Origin of the sequence: Vibrio crassostreae (assembly GCF_024347415.1) — a bacterium.
In the GTDB taxonomy this organism is placed as follows: domain Bacteria; phylum Pseudomonadota; class Gammaproteobacteria; order Enterobacterales; family Vibrionaceae; genus Vibrio; species Vibrio crassostreae.
The window spans coordinates 1,709,925-1,731,221 of sequence record NZ_AP025476.1 but is presented as its reverse complement, the minus strand read 5'-3'; the positions used below and the strand labels follow the sequence as shown (position 1 = coordinate 1,731,221).

Here is a 21,297-nt window from a genome sequence, read left to right as displayed (position 1 = left end):
TTAACGCTAAGTGCTTTGGGGTTTATACCTTAAAGTACTTCAACTGTTCTGTTAGATGCTCTGTGGTATTGGCCATTTTCTGACTGTCTTCTGCGAGCGATTGCGATGCCTGCAGAACCTCATTCGCGGCTAAATGAATACCAGTAACACTTTCACTCATTTCCGTTGCGACTGTGCTTTGTTGTTCCGACGCTGCGGCAATCTGAGCCACCATGTCGTTAGCGTTGTGCAGTTCATTCACAATTACATCCAGTTGTTGGCGTGTTTCGTTAGACGCGACAACGCTGTGGTCAACCTTCTCGTTACTGCTTTGCATTGCTTTAAAGGTGCGCTCTGCTTGCTGAGTCAGTTTCTCAATTGTGGATTGCACTTCATTGGTTGAATTCTGAGTGCGGCTCGCTAGGTTACGGACTTCATCTGCCACAACTGCAAATCCTCTGCCTTGCTCTCCCGCTCGAGCTGCTTCTATTGCCGCATTAAGCGCTAACAAGTTCGTTTGTTCTGATACATCACGAATCACACCGACAACTTGGCTTATTTCAGTAACGCCTGATTGCAGATCTCTAACTAAGTTGTTCGCTGTCGAGATGTTATCAGAAACCTGAGAAATGGTTGTAGAAGTGACCTGCATGTTTTGATCGTTCTGGTTTGCATGATCGACCACCTTATTAGTACTAGCGGCCGTGTTCTCTGCATTCACTGCAACATCTGAGATAGTCGCACTCATTTCAGTCATCGCAGTAGACAGTAATTCCAGCTGCGCATGTTGAGCGTTAACACTGGTTGCGGCCTCTTCACTGGCTTGCGCGATGTGACTTGCCATGTTGCTAGACAAATCTGCAGATTCATTGGCGGTGCGAAGCGTGCTTTGTAGTTTATCAAGCATGGTATCTATCTGATGGCTCATATCACCTAACTCATCTTTGCGTGTCATGTTCATGCGTACACGAAGATCCCCATCAGCAATCTTATGGGTGTTATCGATAAGCTTATTCAGTGGCACAAGGATGTTGTTGGAAATCGCGTAACCCATAGCGAACAGTAAGCCAGATAAAACAACCGCTACCATCCCTTCCTTAATAGCTAAGGCATAGAACGCCTCTTGGATATCCGCGACTAAGATTCCAGAACCGATCACCCAGTTCCATTCTGGAAACAACTGAACGTATGAGATCTTGTCTTTGAGTTCACCTTGCGGGCTCATCCATTGGTAATCAAGAAAGCCTTTCTCTTCAGGAGTGCGAGAAATGGTGACCATCTCGCGCCAGTGATGCTTACCTGCGCCATCTCTAAGGTTTCCGGCATTGGTGCCATCAAGCTCTGGTTTTAACGGATGACTAATGATGTTGAGCTGCTGGTTTAGAATCCAGAAGTAATTAGTGTTGTCATAACGAAGCGTTTTGATGGCTTGTAGCGCACGATCCTTTGCGACCTCTTCACCCAGCACACTGCGTTGGCTGTAATAGTAGTTTGCCAAACTTACCGCGGTTTCAACTTGAGCGCTGAGTTTATCTTGCCGCTCTTCCATCGAACTAGCACGCTGTTGCATTAAATTAAAGGTGGATGCCATTACCAGTAGAACGACCGATAAAATGACGATGGAGACGAGTTTTAATTTGATAGATAGGTTACTTAATTTCATAGCTGACTGACTTTATTATTTGTTTTGATTATGGATTTTCGACCAAGTTATCAAAAATTCGTACAGTTCAGATGATATGCATCAAGATCGAAAGATATACACCGTGTTACATAACTAAAAAGAGGTGTACGTCAAACAGGCGGAGGTTGAGATTTGGCTGGCGATAGATTAGTAGTGCGGAATCTTCGTGCTTGGGCTAAAACGTTCGTGTAATAGCCCAAGCGCGTTAGAAATATTATCGGGTGATAATATCGGTGAATTGGCTGTTAGAGCTTATAGATTTGATACTAGCAATTGAGGCGTGGCTTTTTGTTGAAGGTAGATACTAAATCGACTTCCTTTACCTACTTCGGATTCAACACGTATCTCACCGCCCGTTTGGCTCAAGATACTTTGAGAAACGGATAAGCCTAAGCCTGTACCATCTCGCTTGGTCGTGTAGAAAGGCGAGAAAATGCGTTTCAGCTGCTCTTCCTTGATACCGCAACCTTCATCTTCCACATGAACAATCGCCCCATGAGACACGCCATTCTCTATCCAGTCTTCACTTGAGATCGTCAATGTGCCCTGTCCTTCCATCGCATGAATCGCGTTCATTTGTAGGTTAACCAGAATCTGTAGCAATTGGTTGCGGTTCACTTCGACCGAGGTTTTAGCATTCAATTTTAAGACATACACAATGCCTTTCTTTTTCGCCCCTGTTTTTACGAGCGTAATACTTTCATCGACAATTGGATTGATATGTTGCCACGTAATTTCATCTTGCACGCCGCCGTGACGGCTGTATTGAAGCAGGCTTCGCGTTATGTTTCGAATTCGGTCTATCTGCTCCATGATGGCGTGGACTTCTTCGTCTACACGGCTCACGTCATCGCCTAGTTCAAACTTCATCAATTCTACGTTGCCAAGAATCACTGCAGTTGGGTTATTGATCTCATGAGCAATGCCTGCGGTTAATTCACCTAATGCGGCTAATTTCTCATTGACCACCAGCTTATCTCTGGCTTGATTAAGTAGTTTGATGTGCAATTCGAGCTCTTCAGTTTTCTCTTTTAAACTCGCGGTACGAGAGTGAACCTTACACTCAAGTTCAGACGCAGCTTGTTGAATCTCTTGATTACGTTCGTGGAGCAAATCTAGCATCTTGTCGAACTGTTTAGCGAGCAGTGTAAGTTCGTGTTGATCATCCAAACCTAACGTGCCAATGCGCTTGTCTTGCCCCATCTGGACTAGCTTGACGACCTTGTGGATGCGTTCTATTGGATTGAAAAGATCACGCGCACCACGGTGAACGATCAAACCTGATACCAATAACAGCAACACAATGGTAATGCTAATTTCACCAAGGTTGGTCAGGTACGTTTCTATCAGCGGCCAAATCAAATAACCGGTGTAAAGCATACCAATCACGTTATCGAACTGGTCATGGATTGGTTGATAAGCCGTGATGTACCAAGCATCGTAAACATACGCTCGATCTAGCCACTCTTTACCTTCATTTAAAACTTTTGAGTGAACCTCATTAGAAACACGAGTACCAATTGCACGCCCAGCTTGTTCTTCACTGCTTAAAGGTACATTGGTACTGACGCGAAGGTCATCGAGGAAGACCGTGACCGTACCTATATGACGATTAAAGCCTTCTCTTTTTGGGTAGATAAGATTACTAATTTGGTCGACTAGTTGAGTACTGTTATTAAGTAAGATCCCGCCATCCAGAAAACCAATCACATGATCACGTTCATCTTTTATGGATACAACGGTTCGGCTTACCAGTCCGCGAGTCTCAACTTCTTGCCCATTGAGCATCGGAACTTCCGCTTTTTTAGCGAGGTCACTATCGAGGTAGTTGAGTTCGTTACGGCTTAACACGCTGAAAAACGAAGACTTGTGAGTCAAATTTAGATATTCGAGTTTCTTAGCCATACTCTCGACACTGCGCCAGCGTAGAAAGTCGAGTTCATAACGAGATTTGTTTTCAGACACCCATCTCGTTAGCTCTTCGTGTGAAAGATCGCTCGCCAGTTTGGTTTGAAAGTTATAAGACTCGGCAAACGCTCGAACGTTGTATGCTTGCTGATTTTGAATTAGATGGATACTGTTGTCGGCAACATCTAAACGCTCATCGACATCAATCAAAGCGCCCTGCCACGTGTAATGAACAGACCAATACAATGTGATAGCTACAAGTGCACATAAAGTCAGAATGATCGGAGCAGATGTTAGGAACAATAAGCGGTAACGCACCATGGTTTTGAATCGGAACGTCCACTTTGACCACCAATGACGTCTAATCGGCATATTCAGAGCCTTCTGTGTTCCAATCTTTGTATTTACGCTCTAGCGTTTTACGTGCCACGCCAAGATCTCTCGCAGCAGCCGACTTATTACCATCATGGAAACTAACAAGCTGTTCTATATGAGATTTTTCCACTTCTTTAAGTGTCCAAGTGTTTGGATAACCCTCGGCAACATCTGCATTATTCAAGTTTGGCATTTCTGCTCCATGTGACACCGTCACTGAAATGTTAGCCGGTACAGGATCGCCATTAATCTCTCGCCAGTAGTGTGCTGGTGGCTTGTCTAAAAGAATGCATCGTTCGACTAAGTTTTTAAGCTCACGAATATTCCCTGGCCATTCGTATTCGTTCATGGCCAATATATCTTCATGAGCCCAATTTGGAACAGGCATCCCAAGCTCGCTTGATAAAAGACGAGTAAAATATGGAACAAGCTCAATTAAATCTGATGGACGCTCTCTCAACGGCACAACATCAATCTTAAGTACATTAAGTCGGTAGAATAGATCGCGACGGAAGTGCCCTTTATCGACCTCTTCCTGAAGGTTTCGGTTGGTCGCCGCTACAACGCGTACATCCACAGAGATCTCTTTCTCACTACCAACAGGACGAATGGTTCTTTGTTCTAACACACGTAGTAGCGCTGCTTGCATTGGCAGCGGCATTTCACCGATTTCATCAAGGAACAAGGTGCCACCACTTGCGACTCGGAAAAGGCCTTCACGGTTTTTCTTCGCACCGGTAAATGCGCCAGAGGTGTGTCCAAACAGTTCACTTTCTAGAAGCTCTGGAGCAATCGCGCCACAGTTAATTGGCACAAATGGACCAGTACGTTTACTGGCTTCATGTACACCACGCGCAACCAACTCTTTACCTGTACCCGACTCGCCTTCTATCAAAACGGAAGCTCGAGATGGTGCAAATTGACTGATAAGCAGTTTAAGCTGTTTGGTTTTGTCTGAATTGCCGATTAATTCGGTCTTGATATGACGGCTAACATCACGCTTCAACGCGTACTGCATTCTTTGGTCAAGCCGCTTGTCCATACAACGCAGAACGGCTTGTATCATCTGTTCTAGGTTGAAGGGCTTAAGAATAAAGTCTGAAGCACCAAGCTTAAGTGCAGATATGGTCATCTCTAGATCGGCGTAACCCGTCATGAAAATCACATCGGCGCGTTTGTCGTTGTCGTTAAACGCCTCTTCCCACTCAATACCAGAGCGACCTGGTAAGTTGATATCAAGAACAATCAGATCAAAATGTTCACTCGAGCGCAGCGTTTCAGCCTCTTCAACCGACCCTGCACTCGACACCTTGCCAAAGAACTTACCTAGTGCTTTCTTTAAGATAGCCTGCATACCCAACTCATCATCGACGACCAAAACGGAAAACGCCTGATACTGAGTCAATGTGTTCGGGTTGAGATTGGATGCAGATGAACTAGGTAAAGACATAATGATTAGCCGGTGAGGAAAGTTGGGACAGAGTGTACCAATTAACCTTTTGTCCAACAGGGACAATGTGCGACATTTTGTCCTAGCTCATGTTTTGATTCATTTTAACGGGGTAAATGGCGCAGTTTTGTCCGAAATAACAGCAATTTAATGAGATCTGATGCATGATTTATTGGCATTAAGATTGCTTGTAAGGTGTAGATTTCTAATTACAACAATTAGCGTCTTATGCACATGCCCTTCTTTGAGCCCTTTAAATCTGAAGGCATGTCATTCATTTATAACAGAATGGACATAATAATAATGAAAGCAATTCCCTTAACTATTGCAGCTCTATCTATCGTCAGTTACACGGCTAGCAGTGCGGAAGACACCACTCATATCAAGTTGGCGACAACCACAAGCACTTATCACTCTGGTCTACTGGACTACCTACTGCCTGAGTTCGAAAAAGATTCTGGCATCAAAGTAGATGTTCTGGCTGCGGGTACAGGTAAATCACTTCGCATGGGTGAAAATGGTGACGTGGATTTGGTGATGACTCACGCACCAAAGGCTGAAGCGAATTTCGTAGAAAAAGGTTACGGCGTTTTACCTCGTAAGCTGATGTATAACGACTTTGTCATCGTTGGCCCACAAAGCGACCCTGCAAAAATTGAATCTCAAAAAGCAGTGGTAGATGTGTTCAAAGCGATCGCGACTAATAACGTGACGTTTGTGTCTCGTGGCGACGACTCTGGTACTCATAAGAAAGAGATGGGTATTTGGGCGCAAACTAAAATCGAACCAAACTTTGGTGGCTACCGCAGTGTTGGTCAAGGTATGGGCCCAACTCTGAACATGGCGTCTGAAATGCAAGGCTACACCATGACAGACCGTGGTACGTGGTTGGCTTACCAAAACAAACTGGATCTTAAAATCCTTTTCCAAGGTGATAAGAACCTATTTAACCCTTACCAAGTGATTCTTGTTAACCCTGAACGCTACCCAAGCATCAATTACCAAGCTGCGAAAGTATTCAGTGATTGGCTAGTTAACCCTAAAGGCCAGAAACTGATTAACGACTTTAAACTGCATGGCAAACAACTGTTCGTTGCAAGTGCAGAATAGTTTGTTCTAAGTCGTGAGTCGTTGGCTGTAAGTAAAGAGTAGTGTTGAAGAGGTGGTCCAAACCAACAAACACTACACTTAACGAATCAGTTATGATCACGCTTAAAAACAATAGCTGACCAATACAGGCTCAAATATATTGTGTCAGCTATGATTAACATCAGTCATTACCGATAAAAACCTATTATCGATTCACACGAGATACTTCATGACCCTATGGCAAACAACGATTGATGCAATGAATCTACTAGTGAGTTTTGACCACGAATTGTGGCAAATCGTTGCGGTATCCTTCAGCGTGTCTTTGTCCGCCATCTCATTAGTGATTGTTCCTGCAATCCTTATGGCTTTCTTATTGGCTTATACCGAGTTCCCCGGGAAATGGGCTCTGCTTTCAGTGATCAACACCCTGCAAGCGATCCCTACCGTGGTTATCGGTTTGTTGATGTACATGATGCTTTCTCGCTCTGGCCCGTTAGGTGATTGGCAATTACTGTTCACCCAAAAGGCGATGATTTTAGGTCAGATGCTGATCTGTTTCCCTATTCTAGTTGCGATGATGCATGGTGCTCTGCAGGCCAGTGACCGCCGAGCGGTAGAAACAGCGCGCACACTTGGCGTATCAACAACACGCGTTGCGTGTACCTTGATTTGGGAAACACGTTTTCCTCTATTGGCTGCAACCATTGCTGCCTTTTCTCGTATCGTAACAGAAGTAGGTTGTTCAATGATGGTCGGTGGCAACATTATGGGGATGACAAGAAACATCCCAACGGCTATCGCCATGGAAAGCCACAAAGGCGCATTCGCTCAAGGTGTCGCCCTCGGTATGGTGTTATTAGCATTGGCATTAGCCCTTAACTTTTTCCTTTCCAGTGTGAGAGGAAAAGGCTATCTAAGAACTTAGGAACGCTGTCATGAGTATAAAAATAACAACGCAGCAAATTTCAATGCGCTACAAAGAGCGTGTTTTGTTCCACATTCCCGAATTGTCGATCGGCCCCAACGATGCCATTTATCTCAAAGGAGACAACGGTGTTGGCAAAACGACCCTACTTAAAATCTTGTCAGGTTTGATCAAACCAAGCTCTGGTCGTATTCAATGTCCGACACAAAGTTGGCAACATAACCTGTTTCCTAGACTAAAATTCAAAGACATCATCTATCTACATCAAACCCCTTACCTATTTGATGGCTCTGTGTACCAAAATGTCGCTTATGGCATTCGCTTTAACAAAGAGAGCCAAAAAGATAAGCGAGCTCAAATAATTAATGCATTGAGAATGGTAGGTTTAGAAACCCTGGCAGATGAGCACATCTCTGTGTTGTCTGGGGGGGAGCGTCAACGCGTAGCAATGGCTCGAGCTTGGATTCTTAAGCCTTCAATCTTGCTTATGGATGAACCAAGTGCTTCTTTAGACAAAGAATCTATTGAAAGATTGGTGATTATGGCCGAAGATCTTCTTCAGAGAGGCGCGAGTTTAGTCATCACCAGTCACCAAACTAACGCGTTAACCGATTTATGTAAGAAGCAGTGGTGGATTAAAGACAATACTTTGACCGAATCCCCGCTTCTGCAAGTTATTCAGAAAGATAAAGCACAAGAGAATATTTATGCTGCTTCCAACGCAAACTAGTTGGGTTATTTTGGCTGGCGGACAGGCCAGCCGTATGGGCGGAAAAGATAAAGGACTCGTTGAGCTCAACGGTTCTCCGCTTATTCAATATGTTATAAACAAGCTGTCACAACAAGATGTCAGCATCACTATCAATGCCAATCGTAACTTAGACAGTTACCAAGCATTTGCTCCGGTTGTTTCCGATTCTTTCCCTGACTACCCTGGTCCGCTGGGTGGCATACATGCAGGCCTTAAAAACGCTAGCACCGACTGGGTTGGCTTTGTTCCTTGCGACAGCCCACAAATCAGTGACGACCTTGTTGAGCGCTTTTGTTCTGCGGTTAAAGAAGACAGTGACATTCTTGTCGCTCATGATGGCGAATTTAAGCAACCTGTATTCACCCTATTCCACAAACGTGTTCTGCCAAAGTTAGAAGCGTTTTTAGAACGTGGTGATCGTAAAATCATCTTGCTATACAAAGAGTGTGTTACCGAATACGTTGATTTTAGCGATTCTCCTAACTGCTTTGTCAATCTCAACACGCCAGAAGAACTCACCCAATTCGGAACGCTTCAATAATGAAAGATTCAAAACAACGCCCTAACCTTCCTCTATTGGGCTTTGCTGCTTATAGCGGTACAGGCAAAACGACCGTACTTGAAGCCTTGTTACCTTTGTTAACCGACGCAGGTTTAAAAGTTGGCGTTCTTAAACACGCTCACCATGATTTCGATGTCGATAAGCCGGGTAAAGACAGCTATCGCCTACGCAAAGCAGGCGCGAATCAAATGTTGATCAGCTCTCGTAACCGTCATGTCATGATGACAGAAACGCCAGAAGCCGAAGCGGACTTTGATTACCTGCTTACACGTTTCAATACCAACACGTTGGACTTAATTCTGGTTGAAGGCTGCAAGAACATCGCCTTCCCTAAGATTGAGCTTCACCGCGACGAAGTGGGTAAACCTTGGCTTTATCCAAACGATGACAACATTATTGCTATCGCCGCAGACAGCAAAGTTGAATCTGAACTGCCGCAAATGGCGATCAGCGACTTAGAAGCAATTCGTGATTTCATCATTGAATACGCTCAATCGTTCGACTCTACTTCGAAAAAAGATAAAGTCGCTTCATGTGCATCTTCAAAAGACAACACGCCAGTTGTGTGTTGCGACTCTTTCTCTCCAGCCGGCCTAACGGTTACTCAGGGTCAGCAAAAAATTGTTGATAGCATTGATGCTCTAGAATTGACGGAATCTGTTTCCTTAGAGCAAGGCTATGGCCGTGTTCTGGCTGAAGATGTTATCTCGCCAATCAACGTGCCTCAGAACACCAACTCTGCAATGGACGGCTATGCCATTCGTAGTGAAGACCTAGAATTGGACAGCTACAACATTGTTGCTGAAGTCATGGCGGGTCACAGCTACGAGCACACCGTGCAACAAGGTGAAGCCGTTAAGATCATGACAGGTGCGCCAATGCCAGAAGGCGTTGATGTTGTTGTGATGCGTGAGCAAGCTGTTCAGGAAGGTGACAAGGTTAGCTTCCCTGACGCGAAAATCTCGGTTGGACAAAATGTCCGTATGGCGGGTGAAGATCTAGAAATTGGCCAACCTGTCTTTACGCGAGGCACACGAATCGAAGCGCCAGAAATGGGCATGATGGCATCGTTAGGTTTTGGTACATGCCCTGTTCTGCGTAAAGTTAAAGTCGGTGTGTTCTCTACGGGTGATGAAGTTCAAGCACCGGGTAGTGAGCAGAAGCCGAACTCTATCTATGACTCGAACCGTTTTACTATTATCGGTATGCTTCAAAAGCTAGGTTGCGACATCGTTGATTACGGCATTATCGAAGATGACGAACAAAAGATGATGGATGTACTTCATGCTGCGTCGTTAGAGACCGACATGGTTCTGACTTCTGGTGGTGTGTCTGTTGGTGATGCTGACTACATCAAACTCGCGTTAGATAAGTTGGGTGAGATTAACTTCTGGCGTATCAACATGCGTCCAGGCCGCCCTCTTGCTTACGGAAAAATTGAAGATAAACCTTTCTTCGGTTTACCTGGCAACCCAGTAGCCGTGATGGTGTCGTTCATTAACTTTGTAGAACCAGCAATCCGCAAGCTACAAGGTCAAACTAACTGGACACCAGTGAAAGCGAACGCGATAGCAACTGAGCAATTACGTTCTCGTCAAGGTCGTACTGAGTTCAGCCGTGGAGTGTTCTCAATGAACGAATCAGGTGTACTTGAAGTGAAAACAACCGGTAAGCAAGGTTCAGGTATTTTACGTTCAATGAGCGAAGCGAACTGCTTAATCGAAATCTCGCCAGCGGTTGATACCGTGAAAGTCGGCGAAACAGTGACGATCATACCTCTGCAAGGTCGTGTTTAACTCAAAGCAATTACCTAAATTGACTTAGCTGCTTTTTAGTTGATTTGGAAGATCTTCGCCAAGACATAGACTAAGCCCCTATATTGATTTTTCAATGTTAAGGGGCTTTTTGTTATTTTCGTTTGGTGAAAAACAACTTGTTCGTTTCCTAAAAGGCAAATAGCTTAAATTACGCTAAACGTTTAGAACGATAATCTTAAGATTTATTACCATTACCTTGAGCCACGTACGGTTTTTATGTAGAGTGCGCGCAAAGTAATAATTCTATTGGAGAGCACCATGGCTCGTACCATTCTGTACACTTACAAAGACGAAGACAAAGAATTACTGTTTTCAAAACAAGAACACCGCACGATCCAAGAAGCTGTTGCTGCAGCGGAAGGCATCGACATCTCTGAGTATCTAAAAACTGAGCAACAGCTTGAGTTGATTTCTGATACTAAAGCGGTTCGTAACTACCAAGACAACTACTTCCGCAAGCTTGGCTTTACTAAGCTTACGTTGAAGCAAAAAGACAACCTTGGTGTTGGTAAAAAGAAGAAGTAAGCCCTCTGGCTCTTTTCTTGATAGGTCGCTTTTCGTTTGTAGTTAGAGCTAAGAGCTAACTAAACGAAAACACCAAACAATAAAGAATGCCGCAACCTCTTTCGAGATTGCGGCATTTTTATTAACTATCTAACCTTAGCTAGCTTAACGTTAAGTCGCGATTACTTAATGTTAAGGAATGCAGCACCACGAACGCCGCCTGAATCACCGTGTTTTGCTTTAATGATTTTAGGACACTTCGCTACAGACAGCAGGTACTTAGGCACACGCTTTGGCATCTCTTCGTAGATCAGTTCAAAGTTTGAAAGACCGCCGCCCAGTGCAACAACATGTGGGTCAAGACCTGTAAACAGGTTCGCGAAACAGATAGCCAATAGCTCCATGAAGCGATCAACGTGCTCTGCAGCTTTTGCTTCACCTTCATTGTATGCTTGGATGATCTCAATCGCTTTCTTCTTCTCACCGAAGTAGTGCTCGTAAATCAACTCAAAGCCACGACCAGATAGGTAGCTGTCAAGACAACCTTTCTTGCCACAACCACAGCCTAGTAGCGGTGCGTTCTCGCCAAGGTGGAACCATGCATCGATAGGAAGGCGCATATGGCCAAGCTCACCTGCAACGTGGTTACGACCAGAGAACACTTTACCTTCGTAAACTAAACCACCACCGAAGCCAGTACCTAAAATTAGGCCTGCAACTGATGGTTCATCTTTAAGCTCATCATCCCACGCTTCTGAAAGCGCAAAACAGTTTGCGTCGTTCTCAATTTTTACACTACGACCAATAAGCGCTTCTAAATCTTTACGTAGTGGCTTACCTGTTGAAGCTGGTACGTTAACAACAAGCATTGTGCCGTCGTCTGCGTTTTCCATGCCAGGAAGACCAAGGCCAATTTTGCCTTCGCAAGAGAATTCGCTATCGTACTTTTTTACCAAACCAGCAATTGTATCAAGCAGTAACTGATAATCGTCCGTTGGTGTTGGAACACGCTCTGTTGCTACTCGCTCAAGTTTCTCATTGAATGCACCAAATTCAATTTTTGTGCCGCCAACATCGAAGCCGTAATACATGAAATCTCTCCAATTTTTCCCTAAATTCGGGCAAATAAATTCTTTAAATAAAACAACTGAGGAACATTATCCATAACACTCCCCCTACAAACCGTGATAGATAACAAACTTATCTTGTGTTCGAGTCTGTTTGAACAACAAGTCAGCACAAAGCGGTTAAAGGTTAGAGTGAAGTCTCACTTTTAGTGTGCTCTATGAAAGCGTTCAGGCTAGGTTTGGTCGGATCCGACTTATAACGCGTCTTACTTAGCATGTAGCTTTCGCGAAATGCTTCGAACCAAAGTTGTAAAGTCTTCGCGCCCTGCTCTTCACCAGCTTGCTTTAATACCAAGCTCGCTACTTCTGCCGTTGAAAGGTGTTGGTCGTTGTCTGACTTACGCATCATGTATTGAGAAACCGATTCAGGCTCAATCGATAACACAGGTAGATCTTGAAGGTATTCCGAGCGTCTGAAAATACGTCTTGCTTCACGCCAGCTACCGTCGATGAAAATCAACAACAGCTTTTTATTTGGATCACGCATTTGTGGCAGATCTTGAACCACTCGCGATTTGTCATCGGTATAGTCTTCCGGGAACACAATCACAGGCTGGTATTTCTCGTCTTTCAGAACATCCAACATCTCTACATTGGGCTCAGTTCGATGCCAAAGATAAACATGGCTGTCTTTCACTGTGTCCACAATCAAACGGCCGGTGTTACTTGGCTTTAAGATTTCGTTGTCTGACAAGATCAACATGGTCGCGACGTTCGTATCTATGTTCGGTTGGTGCTCACAGATACAGCTGTCTTGTTTGATTTTGCAGTACTCACACCGAACCACTTTACATCCGCGCGCGTTAAACGGTTTGGTGGAAAGAGATAAACGGTGTTGGTATAAACGGTGGAAAGCGTGAATTCTCATGGACAATAACGACAGATAGAACTAGAAAAGTGGCACGATTGTACTTACAGTGGCTTGATAATGATAGAAGGAATTCTTATGCAGGACCCATCGCTACTTCGCCTTGTTTGTTTTATCACCGCTTTCATCTTGTGTGCGCTGTGGGAGTACCGTGCTCCTAGAAAAGCACTTACTCAAAACAAGTGGTTTCGTTGGGGAAATAACTTCTCATTGATGGCGGTTAATAGCATTTTGTTGGCAACATTAATCCCCGTTGCAGCGTTTGAAGCGGCGCTGATTGCTGAACAAAATCAATGGGGTCTGTTTAATAACATCATGCTTCCTTTTGAAGTCACCGTGTTTCTCTGTGTCGTGTTGTTAGACCTTGCCATTTACACGCAACATCTCGTGTTCCACCGTATTCCCCTGCTTTGGAAACTTCATCGTGTTCATCATGCAGACTTGGATATTGATGTAACGACAGGCACACGCTTCCACCCGATTGAAATGATCTTATCGATGCTGATTAAAGTGGCGTTGATTTTTGTACTGGGCGTACCGGCTTTAGCGGTCGTGATCTTCGAAGTGGTGTTGAATGTGAGTGCGATGTTCAATCATAGCAATGGTCGTTTGCCATTATGGTTCGATAAGCAATTACGCAAAGTGATTGTGACGCCTGACATGCATCGAGTTCATCACTCTATAATCATCAAAGAAACGCATTCGAATTTTGGTTTCTTTTTATCGGTGTGGGACATTTGGTTCAAAACCTATCGCGCTCAACCTAAGCTTGGTCACGACAAGGTAACCATTGGCGTCCCTGAGATACGCGATGGGAAAGAACAAAGGCTAGATTTGATGCTGCGTCAGCCATTTGCACGATTCCCGACAACGAAAGACTAAGTTCTAATTCAGTTGAGTCTCAAACTTGTATTGAGATGAACTTATCTTAATACCAAAGTTATCTTAATCCGAAAACAAAACGCCCTTAGATTCTTGTGAGAATTTAAGGGCGTTTGTGTATCGATAGGGATATAAGCGCAGGTAGTGCTTCAACTCTTGTGTTGTAAGGCTTAACTCAGCACGCTTGTTTACTTCAACCAGCTCGTTTATTTCATTACGTATTTATGAAGCATAGCTTGTTGGTGCCCTGCTATCTCTCCGACTTGCTCTGAGCTTTCAATCATGGATTCAAGCTGTAATTTAGTATTCTCACCCTGTTCCGAAACCCGAGTGATGGAATGCGTCACATCTACTGTTGCACGTGCTTGTTGCTCTGTCGCCACCATGATTTGTTCAACACGTCCTTTAATCTGGCTAACCGCAACCTCAATCTTTTCAAAAGCTTGCTTCACATCGCCACTGGTTTGCAGTGCATTGACCATTTCACTTCGAGATTCAGTAACAGACGTTCGAGAGCGATCAGCCGCAGCCACCAGCTCATTCATCATATTGCGAATGTTGGTGGTTTGTTGAGACGTGCCACTCGCTAATTTGCGTACTTCGTCGGCAACGACAGCAAAGCCTCGTCCTTGCTCTCCTGCTCGCGCTGCTTCAATTGCCGCATTCAGTGCTAACAAGTTGGTGTTTTCTGCAATGCCACTGATCATATCGACCATTTCACGAATCTGTTTTACACGGCCATCAAGGTCGGCCATTGATTCTTCGTTCATGCTTAGTGAATGTTCTAACGCATGCAAACGTTGCTGGTTCAGCCCAACGACTTGGCTGCCATTGACTGACTCATCTTCTGCTATTTGTGCATCATCGTTAGATGCGTTAGAGATACGAGCAATCTCACCAATGGATGCTTCCAGTTCAGTAATCGTGGTGATCATGTTCTGAAGTGATTCGTTCTGTTCGTTCAAGCTCGAATTGGTTTGCTCCGCAGCGTCGTGACTTACTTCAGCCGTCTGGTAAAGTGTTTCACAGTTACGAGTCACCAAGCGAACCGAGTCGGCGGTCGAATCGACAACGGTATTCAGTTTCGAAGCAATCACTTGTAACTCTAATGGCCCTACCAATGCACTGTGCTTAGAGAAATCGTGCTCTGCAAGCAAGCTCAATTGTTGAGTAATGTTTTTCAGTCCTTTGTTTACCCAGCGGCGCAGTACTAACCATGAGATCACAATGATCACAGCAATCACTAGTCCACTAATAAACAACACACGATCAATGTTGGTGATGGTTTGATTTACGACCAGTTCGCTTTCATCAATCAGGTGTGCAGCAGTCGAAGATAATTGGTTAAGGGTGCTAATTACGGTATTCGCCAAGGTAATCACTTCGGCTAGGTTGTGCTCTTGCTGTTTAACCAGTTCCAATTTAAGCAATATTTGTCTAATCACACCTTCTTCTGTGAAGCCCTCTTTTACCATCTCATAAGGTGCGGTAAGGCTTGCGAACTCCGCGATGTCTGGATGCCAATCAGCAAAGTCGCTATAAGCCAAGTTAAGGCCCGCGATTCGGTTTCTTAATTGGCGATATTCGTCTTGTGCTTTTTCGATGTCAGACTGCATCATTAGCATCAAGAAGGTGTTCGCCATTGCCGACGCGCTCGATGTAAAACGATTTGCGGCATCGCTCGCTTCTGGGTTGTCTTCGACTAAGAATGAGCTGATACGGTTCATTTCTGGTCCGATAGATCCAACGCCATAACGGAACTCGCCCATTTTACTATCGATCAAATTTTGCTTACTTTGAATCTCTATTTGCGCCAGCAGTACCGTGTTGGTCATAGCTTGCAGTTGTGCCATGTCATCGACAAGGTTTTGTTGTTGCTCTAAAGAGATCGCTTCAGGAAAAGACTGGGAGATAAAAAGGAGTTCCTCTAGCGTGGTATTACTCTCTGTGGCAAGTTGGTCAATTGAGCCCCTTGTGGCATTCAGTGTATCTAAGTCGGTTGATTGGGTGCTGTATGTGAGAAGTTTTACTTGTTCTAAAACGCTTTGCGTTAATTCGGCATTATGTAGAGCAAGGGGTAATGCTTGTTCCGAGAGTGCGTCAAAGTGTCCCCCGACCCGTTCAACGCCCCGAATGCTAACCATTGATAAAAAACTAACAAGTAAAAGAATGGAAATAAATACAGCAGTGACGGTTTGAATGAGCGAGAATGTATAACATGAGGGTTTTATTGATAAATTTGTGTCGGGCATGTGCAATCCAGTTTGACTACGAAAAGAGATATCCTTAAGTTATTCCGTATACTAGAAGTCCTTGATGACGTTTTTATTTCAGTTTTTTGTCAGAAGAGTTACATATGAAAATCAAAAAAATGGCTGTAGTTACAATAACTTTAGCAACATTGGCTGCTTGTAGCTCGTCACCATCGCCTTCTCAGCTTAGTCAAACAGCACAGAATCCTCTGTCAAAATCAGAACAATTGACTACAAACGCTTATATGAGCGTGTATGAACAGTGGAAAGGCGTGCCATACCATTTCGGGGGGACCTCATTTAGAGGTATAGATTGCTCTGCTTTTGTACAGATAGCCGTCCAAAATGCGACTCAACAAGCCCTGCCAAGAACCACAATAGACCAGAGTAAAAAGGGAAAAGAAATAGCGTATGGGCAGGCAACGAGTGGCGACTTGGTGTTTTTTAAGACATCGATGACAGTGCGACACGTTGGAGTTTACTTAGGAAATAATCAATTCCTACATGCTTCTACATCGAAAGGTGTGATTATATCGAGGCTGGACAACCCTTATTGGGCTTCCAAGTTTTGGCACTTTAGGCGTTTATAGCGATTCAAAAGATTCACCGCTGAACGACATAACATGAAACGTTACGGCTTAAACGCCTTTTACTATTTTAGAGTGATACGCGAATAGCTAGTCGTATTTAGCAACAGCCGTATCAAACAGGTTCTTCACTAACGCGATATATTCATCAAGAAATACAATTTGTTCGTTGGTCGCTTTCTTAGCCCAAACACCCGCTAATACTTCACCAAGGTCAGCTACTACGGCATCTGCTTCTTTCAATAGCTGAAAACGAACGCTCGAATGCAACTCTGGGTTTTGCTCGAAAATAGCCATGATGTTCGTTGAAATCATGTCTGTGATGATGTCTTCAACACTCTCGTTACCTGTATCGCCATTACTATTGGTAAAGACGTCCAGATTAAATGATAGGTGCTCGATCAAAGCCAAATAGCCATCGGTTTCTACAACCACAATAATTCTCCGTTTTAAGCTCTAAAGCAGATTAATACGTACTTGCCTAATACTATGTAAATGACGCTATTTGTCATCACTTTATTGCCCAAAACCGCATTAAAATGATCCTAGTTAGTATTTCAGCTTAAATTTAAATCGATATAGCTCTATGCGGTGTACCTGCCCACTTAAACCAAAAGTAAATTCACGCCTAACAAAGTTTAAGACAAACTTTGAAGTAAAGTATTGCGCCAGTTAACAATAGCCCTTTCAGCTTACTCTAAAAGTTCATCTAAATTGGTGGGGAGACAATAACAAGCTCAAACCACTTTTCCAGTTTGTGGCGATTAAAACGGTTTCGATTGTGAGACCACTTCCAAACTGTTTCACCACGTCAGGGTTTCAATTTATGTTTGTATTTCAACGAGCTTGTATCAGCTCGAGTTCACAATTCGGCCAATTGATTCTGCATAAGCTGAAGAAGAGCTAAGAACATTGACGAGTGCGTCTATAAATTGCTCAGATTTATCCTAAACTATTGCTATTAAACAAACAGTATTTCTAACCTTCAATCTTTTTAACTTTCAGTCTTTGAGGATTTCCTATGTGGCAGGCCATTTCTCAACAACTTTCAGATACTCTTCTATTTAACTTTCAGATTACTGAGCGTACCAAGGTTTCTGGTGGCGACATTAACGATTGCTATATGATCAGCGATGGTAATGAACGTTACTTTGTGAAAGTGAATCAGCGAGAATTTTTACCTAAGTTTGAAATTGAAGCTGAGAACTTGCGCTTGTTGAGAGAAACCTCCACCGTTTACGTACCTGAATTAGTGCTTATTGGCAAAACCAAGGAGTGCTCGTTCATTATTCTCAATTACTTGCCAACCAAGCCGCTGGAGACGGGCAACAATAGCTTCGATTTCGGCGTACAGCTTGCACAGCTTCATCAATGGGGCGAGCAAAAAGAGTTTGGTTGCGATCAAGATAACTACATCGGCAGTACGCTTCAACCTAACCCTTGGCATAAGAAATGGGGTCGTTTTTTCTCTGAGCAGCGTATTGGTTTCCAGTTACAACTGCTAAAAGAAAAAGGCATCGAATTCGGTGATATTGATGACATCGTTGATGTGGTGAATATGCGTCTTGCTGGCCACAACCCTCGCCCGTCTTTGCTTCATGGTGATCTTTGGAATGGCAACGTTGCAAACTCAGCCTTTGGACCAATCTGTTACGACCCGGCTTGTTATTGGGGCGATCATGAATGTGACTTAGCTTTAACGGAATTGTTTGAAGGGTTTCCAAAAGAGTTTTATGACGGTTACCAGAGCGTAAATCCACTAGACGTTGGCTATACTGATCGCAAAGACATTTATAACTTGTACCATCTTCTCAACCACTGCAATCAATTTGGCGGCGAGTATTTAGCTCAAACTGAGGCATGCATTCAGAAGATACAGGCCGTTTAATACCAATCGCAGCTAGCTAAGTCGTTCTATAAAGCTACTACGAACTATACAAGCTATTGCGATCTATAAAGCTACTAGGATTGGGACGAGTTACAGTGAGGAGAATTTGCTATGCATAAATACACAGAAAAACATGTCTCCTGCCCCCACTGTGGGCATGCAATCAGCATAACGCTAGATGCTTCAAATGGAAGCCAAGATTTTTATGACGATTGCCCAGCGTGTTGCAATGCTATTCATCTCGACATGCAAGTAGACGAAGTAAGAGACAGAATCAACCTCTCGATTGATGCAGACGACGAACAAGTCTTCTAACACACTTACTCTCTTGTCGAGTTAGATCTACTCTCGATTTCTAGGCTAACCTAGAAATACACAAAAATAGAAAAAGAGCACTAAATGTGCTCTTTTTTAATGTCTTCGACGTTTGCTTAGTCAGCGCTTTTGAGGCAAACGCTGTTGATAAACTGCTACCACTATTTTTGGTTTGCTAGTACGCGTTCAACAGTATCAACAATTGCTTGTGTTTGAGGATCAAACTCAATGTTTACTTGGTCGCCTACTTCACGGCCGCCAAACAGAGTACGATTCAGCGTTTCTGGGATTAGATGGACAGAGAAACGGCTCTCTTCCACTTCACCAATGGTCAATGAACAACCATCAACGCCAATGTAACCCTTGCTTAACACATACTTCATTGATTCTTGCGGCAGCTCGAACCAAAGCGTGCGGTTGTTTTCTGTCTTAATCACATCAACGAGATTAGCCATCAGAGTAATGTGGCCAGACATGCTATGCCCGCCAATTTCGTCACCAAACTTTGCTGCACGCTCAACATTCACTTTGTCACCAACATTCAATTGGCCTAAGTTCGTCAATCGCAATGTCGCTTGCATTAAATCAAAAGCAATCTGGTTACCTGAAATTTCCGTTACCGTTAAGCAACAACCGTTATGAGCTACTGAAGCACCAATGGCTAATCCTTCAACCATTTCGTCACTTAACTCAATGGTATGCGTTTGAAACGACTCTTTTTTGTTGATAGCAACGAGTGTTGCCATGCCTTGAACGATACCTGTAAACATAAGATTCCTATTTATCATTCTAATAACAGTTTTTCATAGCAGTTATTGTGACATTTCTTTATGATTCGTCCAGTGGAAGCTTAAGATCATTGTCTCTGATTCCTTCAGAATGTCCTTTCCTACACTATTATTCTAATTTTCCCTTTTGTTTGGAGTTGTTTGTGCATCGTTACAAAGAAGAATCCTCGAATCTAATCAAGCTTGCGACCCCAGTATTAATCGCATCCGTTGCACAAACTGGAATGGGTTTTGTTGATACCGTAATGGCCGGTGGCGTAAGTGCTATAGATATGGCGGCGGTTTCAATTGCAGCAAGTATCTGGCTACCATCAATATTATTTGGTGTTGGTTTATTGATGGCGTTGGTTCCTGTCGTTGCACAACTGAATGGTTCTGGTCGACAAGTAAAAATACCATTTGAGATTCAACAAGGTGCGTTTTTAGCGCTCGTCATCTCCCTTCCTATCATTGGCGTGCTGTTCCAGACGCAATTGATATTGGAGTGGATGGACATTGAACACCTCATGGCAGAAAAGACCATCGGCTATATGAATGCGGTGATGTTTGCTGTCCCTGCATTTTTGTTGTTCCAAACATTGAGAAGCTTTACTGATGGTATGTCTTTAACTAAGCCTGCAATGGTGATTGGTTTTATTGGCTTGCTATTGAACATCCCGCTTAACTGGATGTTCGTATACGGAAAACTTGGTGCTCCTGCGCTGGGTGGTGTTGGCTGTGGCGTTGCAACGGCTATCGTATATTGGGTGATGTTTGCACTGCTGTTTGCTTACGTTTTAACATCAAAACGTTTAGCGAAAATCAACATCTTCGGCACATTCCATAAGCCTCAGCTCAAAGCGCAAATCCGCCTGTTTAGACTTGGTTTCCCTGTCGCTGCCGCTATCTTCTTCGAGGTAACCTTGTTCGCAGTGGTTTCTCTGTTGGTTGCTCCGCTCGGCTCATTGATAGTTGCCGCGCACCAAGTCGCGATCAACTTCTCTTCGCTAGTCTTCATGATTCCAATGAGTATCGGTGCGGCTGTGAGTATTCGTGTTGGCCATAAGTTGGGTGAAAACAACACCGAAGGAGCAAAAATCGCGACACACGTAGGTATCATTGTTGGTTTAGTCACAGCCTTAATGACGGCGGCATTAACTGTATTGTTCAGAGAGCAGGTGTCATTACTCTACACAGAGAACACCGCGGTAATTACCGTTGCAATGCAATTACTTTTGTTCGCTGCGGTTTATCAGTGCACCGACGCCATCCAAGTTATCGCAGCAGGTGCTCTACGTGGCTACAAAGACATGCGCTCGATCTTCAACATTACCTTCGTGGCTTACTGGTTGCTTGGTCTTCCTATCGGCTACATTTTAGGAATGAAAGATTGGATTGTTGAACCTATGGGCGCGCACGGTTTCTGGATTGGTTTCATTGTCGGTCTAACATCGGCCGCGATTATGCTGGGTATGCGCCTACACTGGATGCATAAACAAAGTGATGAAGTGCAACTAGAGTTCAGTTCTCGATAATCTAGCTAGCAACAATTGTGATAACTAGC

At 43.9% G+C, this 21,297-nt stretch carries 19 protein-coding genes; 11 read left to right on the top strand and 8 right to left on the bottom strand.

Features of this window, described 5'->3' with window-relative positions; genetic code table 11:
* Positions 1-22: 22 nt before the first annotated feature.
* From OC193_RS07995 to OC193_RS07985, 3 genes are all read right to left on the bottom strand, one after another.
* On the bottom strand, positions 23-1,642 hold the full coding sequence (locus tag OC193_RS07995; RefSeq protein WP_048665025.1) for a methyl-accepting chemotaxis protein: 1,620 nt from the start codon (positions 1,640-1,642) through the stop codon (positions 23-25).
* Between the two features lie 273 nt (positions 1,643-1,915).
* Complete coding sequence (locus OC193_RS07990; protein ID WP_048665024.1) at positions 1,916-3,943, bottom strand: sensor histidine kinase; 2,028 nt, start codon at positions 3,941-3,943, stop codon at positions 1,916-1,918.
* Entirely contained in the window at positions 3,933-5,396 is a 1,464-nt protein-coding gene (locus OC193_RS07985; RefSeq protein ID WP_048665023.1) for a sigma-54-dependent transcriptional regulator, read from the bottom strand. Before OC193_RS07985 ends, OC193_RS07990 begins: the two co-directional genes overlap by 11 nt.
* A 303-nt stretch (positions 5,397-5,699) precedes the next feature.
* Between OC193_RS07985 and OC193_RS07980 the strand changes: the two genes are divergently transcribed.
* From OC193_RS07980 to OC193_RS07955, 6 genes are all read left to right on the top strand, one after another.
* Positions 5,700-6,506: a substrate-binding domain-containing protein gene (locus OC193_RS07980; protein ID WP_048665022.1), complete on the top strand. Its 807-nt coding sequence runs from the start codon at positions 5,700-5,702 to the stop codon at positions 6,504-6,506.
* Positions 6,507-6,714: 208 nt separating this feature from the next.
* Positions 6,715-7,413, top strand: a complete 699-nt coding sequence (locus OC193_RS07975; protein ID WP_009846742.1) for an ABC transporter permease — start codon at positions 6,715-6,717, stop codon at positions 7,411-7,413.
* A 10-nt stretch (positions 7,414-7,423) separates the two neighbouring features.
* Positions 7,424-8,143, top strand: a complete 720-nt coding sequence (locus OC193_RS07970) for an energy-coupling factor ABC transporter ATP-binding protein (protein WP_048658723.1) — start codon at positions 7,424-7,426, stop codon at positions 8,141-8,143.
* On the top strand, positions 8,121-8,705 hold the full coding sequence (gene mobA / locus OC193_RS07965; protein WP_004733776.1) for a molybdenum cofactor guanylyltransferase MobA: 585 nt from the start codon (positions 8,121-8,123) through the stop codon (positions 8,703-8,705). Before OC193_RS07970 ends, mobA begins: the two co-directional genes overlap by 23 nt.
* On the top strand, positions 8,705-10,522 hold the full coding sequence (locus OC193_RS07960) for a bifunctional molybdopterin-guanine dinucleotide biosynthesis adaptor protein MobB/molybdopterin molybdotransferase MoeA (RefSeq protein ID WP_048658722.1): 1,818 nt from the start codon (positions 8,705-8,707) through the stop codon (positions 10,520-10,522). The genes mobA and OC193_RS07960 overlap by 1 nt, the downstream gene beginning before the upstream one ends.
* Positions 10,523-10,801: 279 nt before the next feature.
* On the top strand, positions 10,802-11,068 hold the full coding sequence (locus OC193_RS07955; RefSeq protein WP_017063882.1) for a DUF2960 family protein: 267 nt from the start codon (positions 10,802-10,804) through the stop codon (positions 11,066-11,068).
* A 161-nt stretch (positions 11,069-11,229) separates the two neighbouring features.
* Here the strand turns inward: OC193_RS07955 and nagK are convergent, their stop codons facing one another.
* Together nagK and OC193_RS07945 are read right to left on the bottom strand one after the other, a co-directional pair.
* On the bottom strand, positions 11,230-12,138 hold the full coding sequence (nagK, locus tag OC193_RS07950) for an N-acetylglucosamine kinase (RefSeq protein ID WP_048665021.1): 909 nt from the start codon (positions 12,136-12,138) through the stop codon (positions 11,230-11,232).
* A 163-nt stretch (positions 12,139-12,301) separates the two neighbouring features.
* Positions 12,302-13,048 carry a tRNA-uridine aminocarboxypropyltransferase gene (locus OC193_RS07945; RefSeq protein WP_080967361.1) on the bottom strand — a complete coding sequence of 249 codons (747 nt, stop codon included), beginning with the start codon at positions 13,046-13,048 and terminating at the stop codon, positions 12,302-12,304.
* Positions 13,049-13,120: 72 nt separating this feature from the next.
* Here OC193_RS07945 and OC193_RS07940 point away from each other — a divergent pair, with 72 nt between their 5' ends.
* The gene (locus OC193_RS07940; RefSeq protein WP_048665019.1) at positions 13,121-13,924 is read left to right on the top strand and encodes a sterol desaturase family protein; all 804 of its coding nucleotides are present in this window, start codon (positions 13,121-13,123) and stop codon (positions 13,922-13,924) included.
* Positions 13,925-14,130: 206 nt separating this feature from the next.
* Here the strand turns inward: OC193_RS07940 and OC193_RS07935 are convergent, their stop codons facing one another.
* Positions 14,131-16,176, bottom strand: coding sequence for a methyl-accepting chemotaxis protein (locus OC193_RS07935; protein ID WP_048665018.1), 2,046 nt, complete (start codon positions 16,174-16,176; stop codon positions 14,131-14,133).
* A 104-nt stretch (positions 16,177-16,280) separates the two neighbouring features.
* Here OC193_RS07935 and OC193_RS07930 point away from each other — a divergent pair, with 104 nt between their 5' ends.
* Entirely contained in the window at positions 16,281-16,766 is a 486-nt protein-coding gene (locus tag OC193_RS07930) for a C40 family peptidase (protein WP_048665017.1), read from the top strand.
* Between the two features lie 87 nt (positions 16,767-16,853).
* On the opposite strand, the gene OC193_RS07925 is transcribed toward OC193_RS07930, so the two are convergent.
* Positions 16,854-17,198, bottom strand: a complete 345-nt coding sequence (locus OC193_RS07925) for a DUF3802 family protein (protein WP_048665016.1) — start codon at positions 17,196-17,198, stop codon at positions 16,854-16,856.
* Between the two features lie 586 nt (positions 17,199-17,784).
* Here OC193_RS07925 and OC193_RS07920 point away from each other — a divergent pair.
* Both OC193_RS07920 and OC193_RS07915 read left to right on the top strand, forming a co-directional pair.
* On the top strand, positions 17,785-18,651 hold the full coding sequence (locus OC193_RS07920; protein WP_048611040.1) for a fructosamine kinase family protein: 867 nt from the start codon (positions 17,785-17,787) through the stop codon (positions 18,649-18,651).
* Between the two features lie 111 nt (positions 18,652-18,762).
* The gene (locus OC193_RS07915) at positions 18,763-18,966 is read left to right on the top strand and encodes a CPXCG motif-containing cysteine-rich protein (RefSeq protein ID WP_004733789.1); all 204 of its coding nucleotides are present in this window, start codon (positions 18,763-18,765) and stop codon (positions 18,964-18,966) included.
* A 161-nt stretch (positions 18,967-19,127) separates the two neighbouring features.
* Here OC193_RS07915 and OC193_RS07910 read toward each other — a convergent pair whose 3' ends face one another.
* The gene (locus OC193_RS07910) at positions 19,128-19,736 is read right to left on the bottom strand and encodes a riboflavin synthase (protein WP_048665015.1); all 609 of its coding nucleotides are present in this window, start codon (positions 19,734-19,736) and stop codon (positions 19,128-19,130) included.
* 161 nt (positions 19,737-19,897) lie between these two features.
* On the opposite strand from OC193_RS07910, the gene OC193_RS07905 reads away from it, so the two are divergent.
* Positions 19,898-21,268 carry an MATE family efflux transporter gene (locus OC193_RS07905; protein ID WP_048665014.1) on the top strand — a complete coding sequence of 457 codons (1,371 nt, stop codon included), beginning with the start codon at positions 19,898-19,900 and terminating at the stop codon, positions 21,266-21,268.
* Positions 21,269-21,297 lie beyond the last annotated feature (29 nt).

Excerpts from the sequence above, each read along its gene's own strand:
- OC193_RS07995 (WP_048665025.1), bottom strand. The coding sequence starts at position 1,642 with ATGAAATTAAGTAACCTATCTATCAAATTAAAACTCGTCTCCATCGTC.
- OC193_RS07990 (WP_048665024.1), bottom strand. The coding sequence starts at position 3,943 with ATGCCGATTAGACGTCATTGGTGGTCAAAGTGGACGTTCCGATTCAAA.
- OC193_RS07985 (WP_048665023.1), bottom strand. The coding sequence starts at position 5,396 with ATGTCTTTACCTAGTTCATCTGCATCCAATCTCAACCCGAACACATTG.
- OC193_RS07980 (WP_048665022.1), top strand. The coding sequence starts at position 5,700 with ATGAAAGCAATTCCCTTAACTATTGCAGCTCTATCTATCGTCAGTTAC.
- OC193_RS07975 (WP_009846742.1), top strand. The coding sequence starts at position 6,715 with ATGACCCTATGGCAAACAACGATTGATGCAATGAATCTACTAGTGAGT.
- OC193_RS07970 (WP_048658723.1), top strand. The coding sequence starts at position 7,424 with ATGAGTATAAAAATAACAACGCAGCAAATTTCAATGCGCTACAAAGAG.
- mobA (WP_004733776.1), top strand. The coding sequence starts at position 8,121 with ATGCTGCTTCCAACGCAAACTAGTTGGGTTATTTTGGCTGGCGGACAG.
- OC193_RS07960 (WP_048658722.1), top strand. The coding sequence starts at position 8,705 with ATGAAAGATTCAAAACAACGCCCTAACCTTCCTCTATTGGGCTTTGCT.
- OC193_RS07955 (WP_017063882.1), top strand. The coding sequence starts at position 10,802 with ATGGCTCGTACCATTCTGTACACTTACAAAGACGAAGACAAAGAATTA.
- nagK (WP_048665021.1), bottom strand. The coding sequence starts at position 12,138 with ATGTATTACGGCTTCGATGTTGGCGGCACAAAAATTGAATTTGGTGCA.
- OC193_RS07940 (WP_048665019.1), top strand. The coding sequence starts at position 13,121 with ATGCAGGACCCATCGCTACTTCGCCTTGTTTGTTTTATCACCGCTTTC.
- OC193_RS07935 (WP_048665018.1), bottom strand. The coding sequence starts at position 16,176 with ATGCCCGACACAAATTTATCAATAAAACCCTCATGTTATACATTCTCG.
- OC193_RS07930 (WP_048665017.1), top strand. The coding sequence starts at position 16,281 with ATGAAAATCAAAAAAATGGCTGTAGTTACAATAACTTTAGCAACATTG.
- OC193_RS07920 (WP_048611040.1), top strand. The coding sequence starts at position 17,785 with ATGTGGCAGGCCATTTCTCAACAACTTTCAGATACTCTTCTATTTAAC.
- OC193_RS07915 (WP_004733789.1), top strand. The coding sequence starts at position 18,763 with ATGCATAAATACACAGAAAAACATGTCTCCTGCCCCCACTGTGGGCAT.
- OC193_RS07910 (WP_048665015.1), bottom strand. The coding sequence starts at position 19,736 with ATGTTTACAGGTATCGTTCAAGGCATGGCAACACTCGTTGCTATCAAC.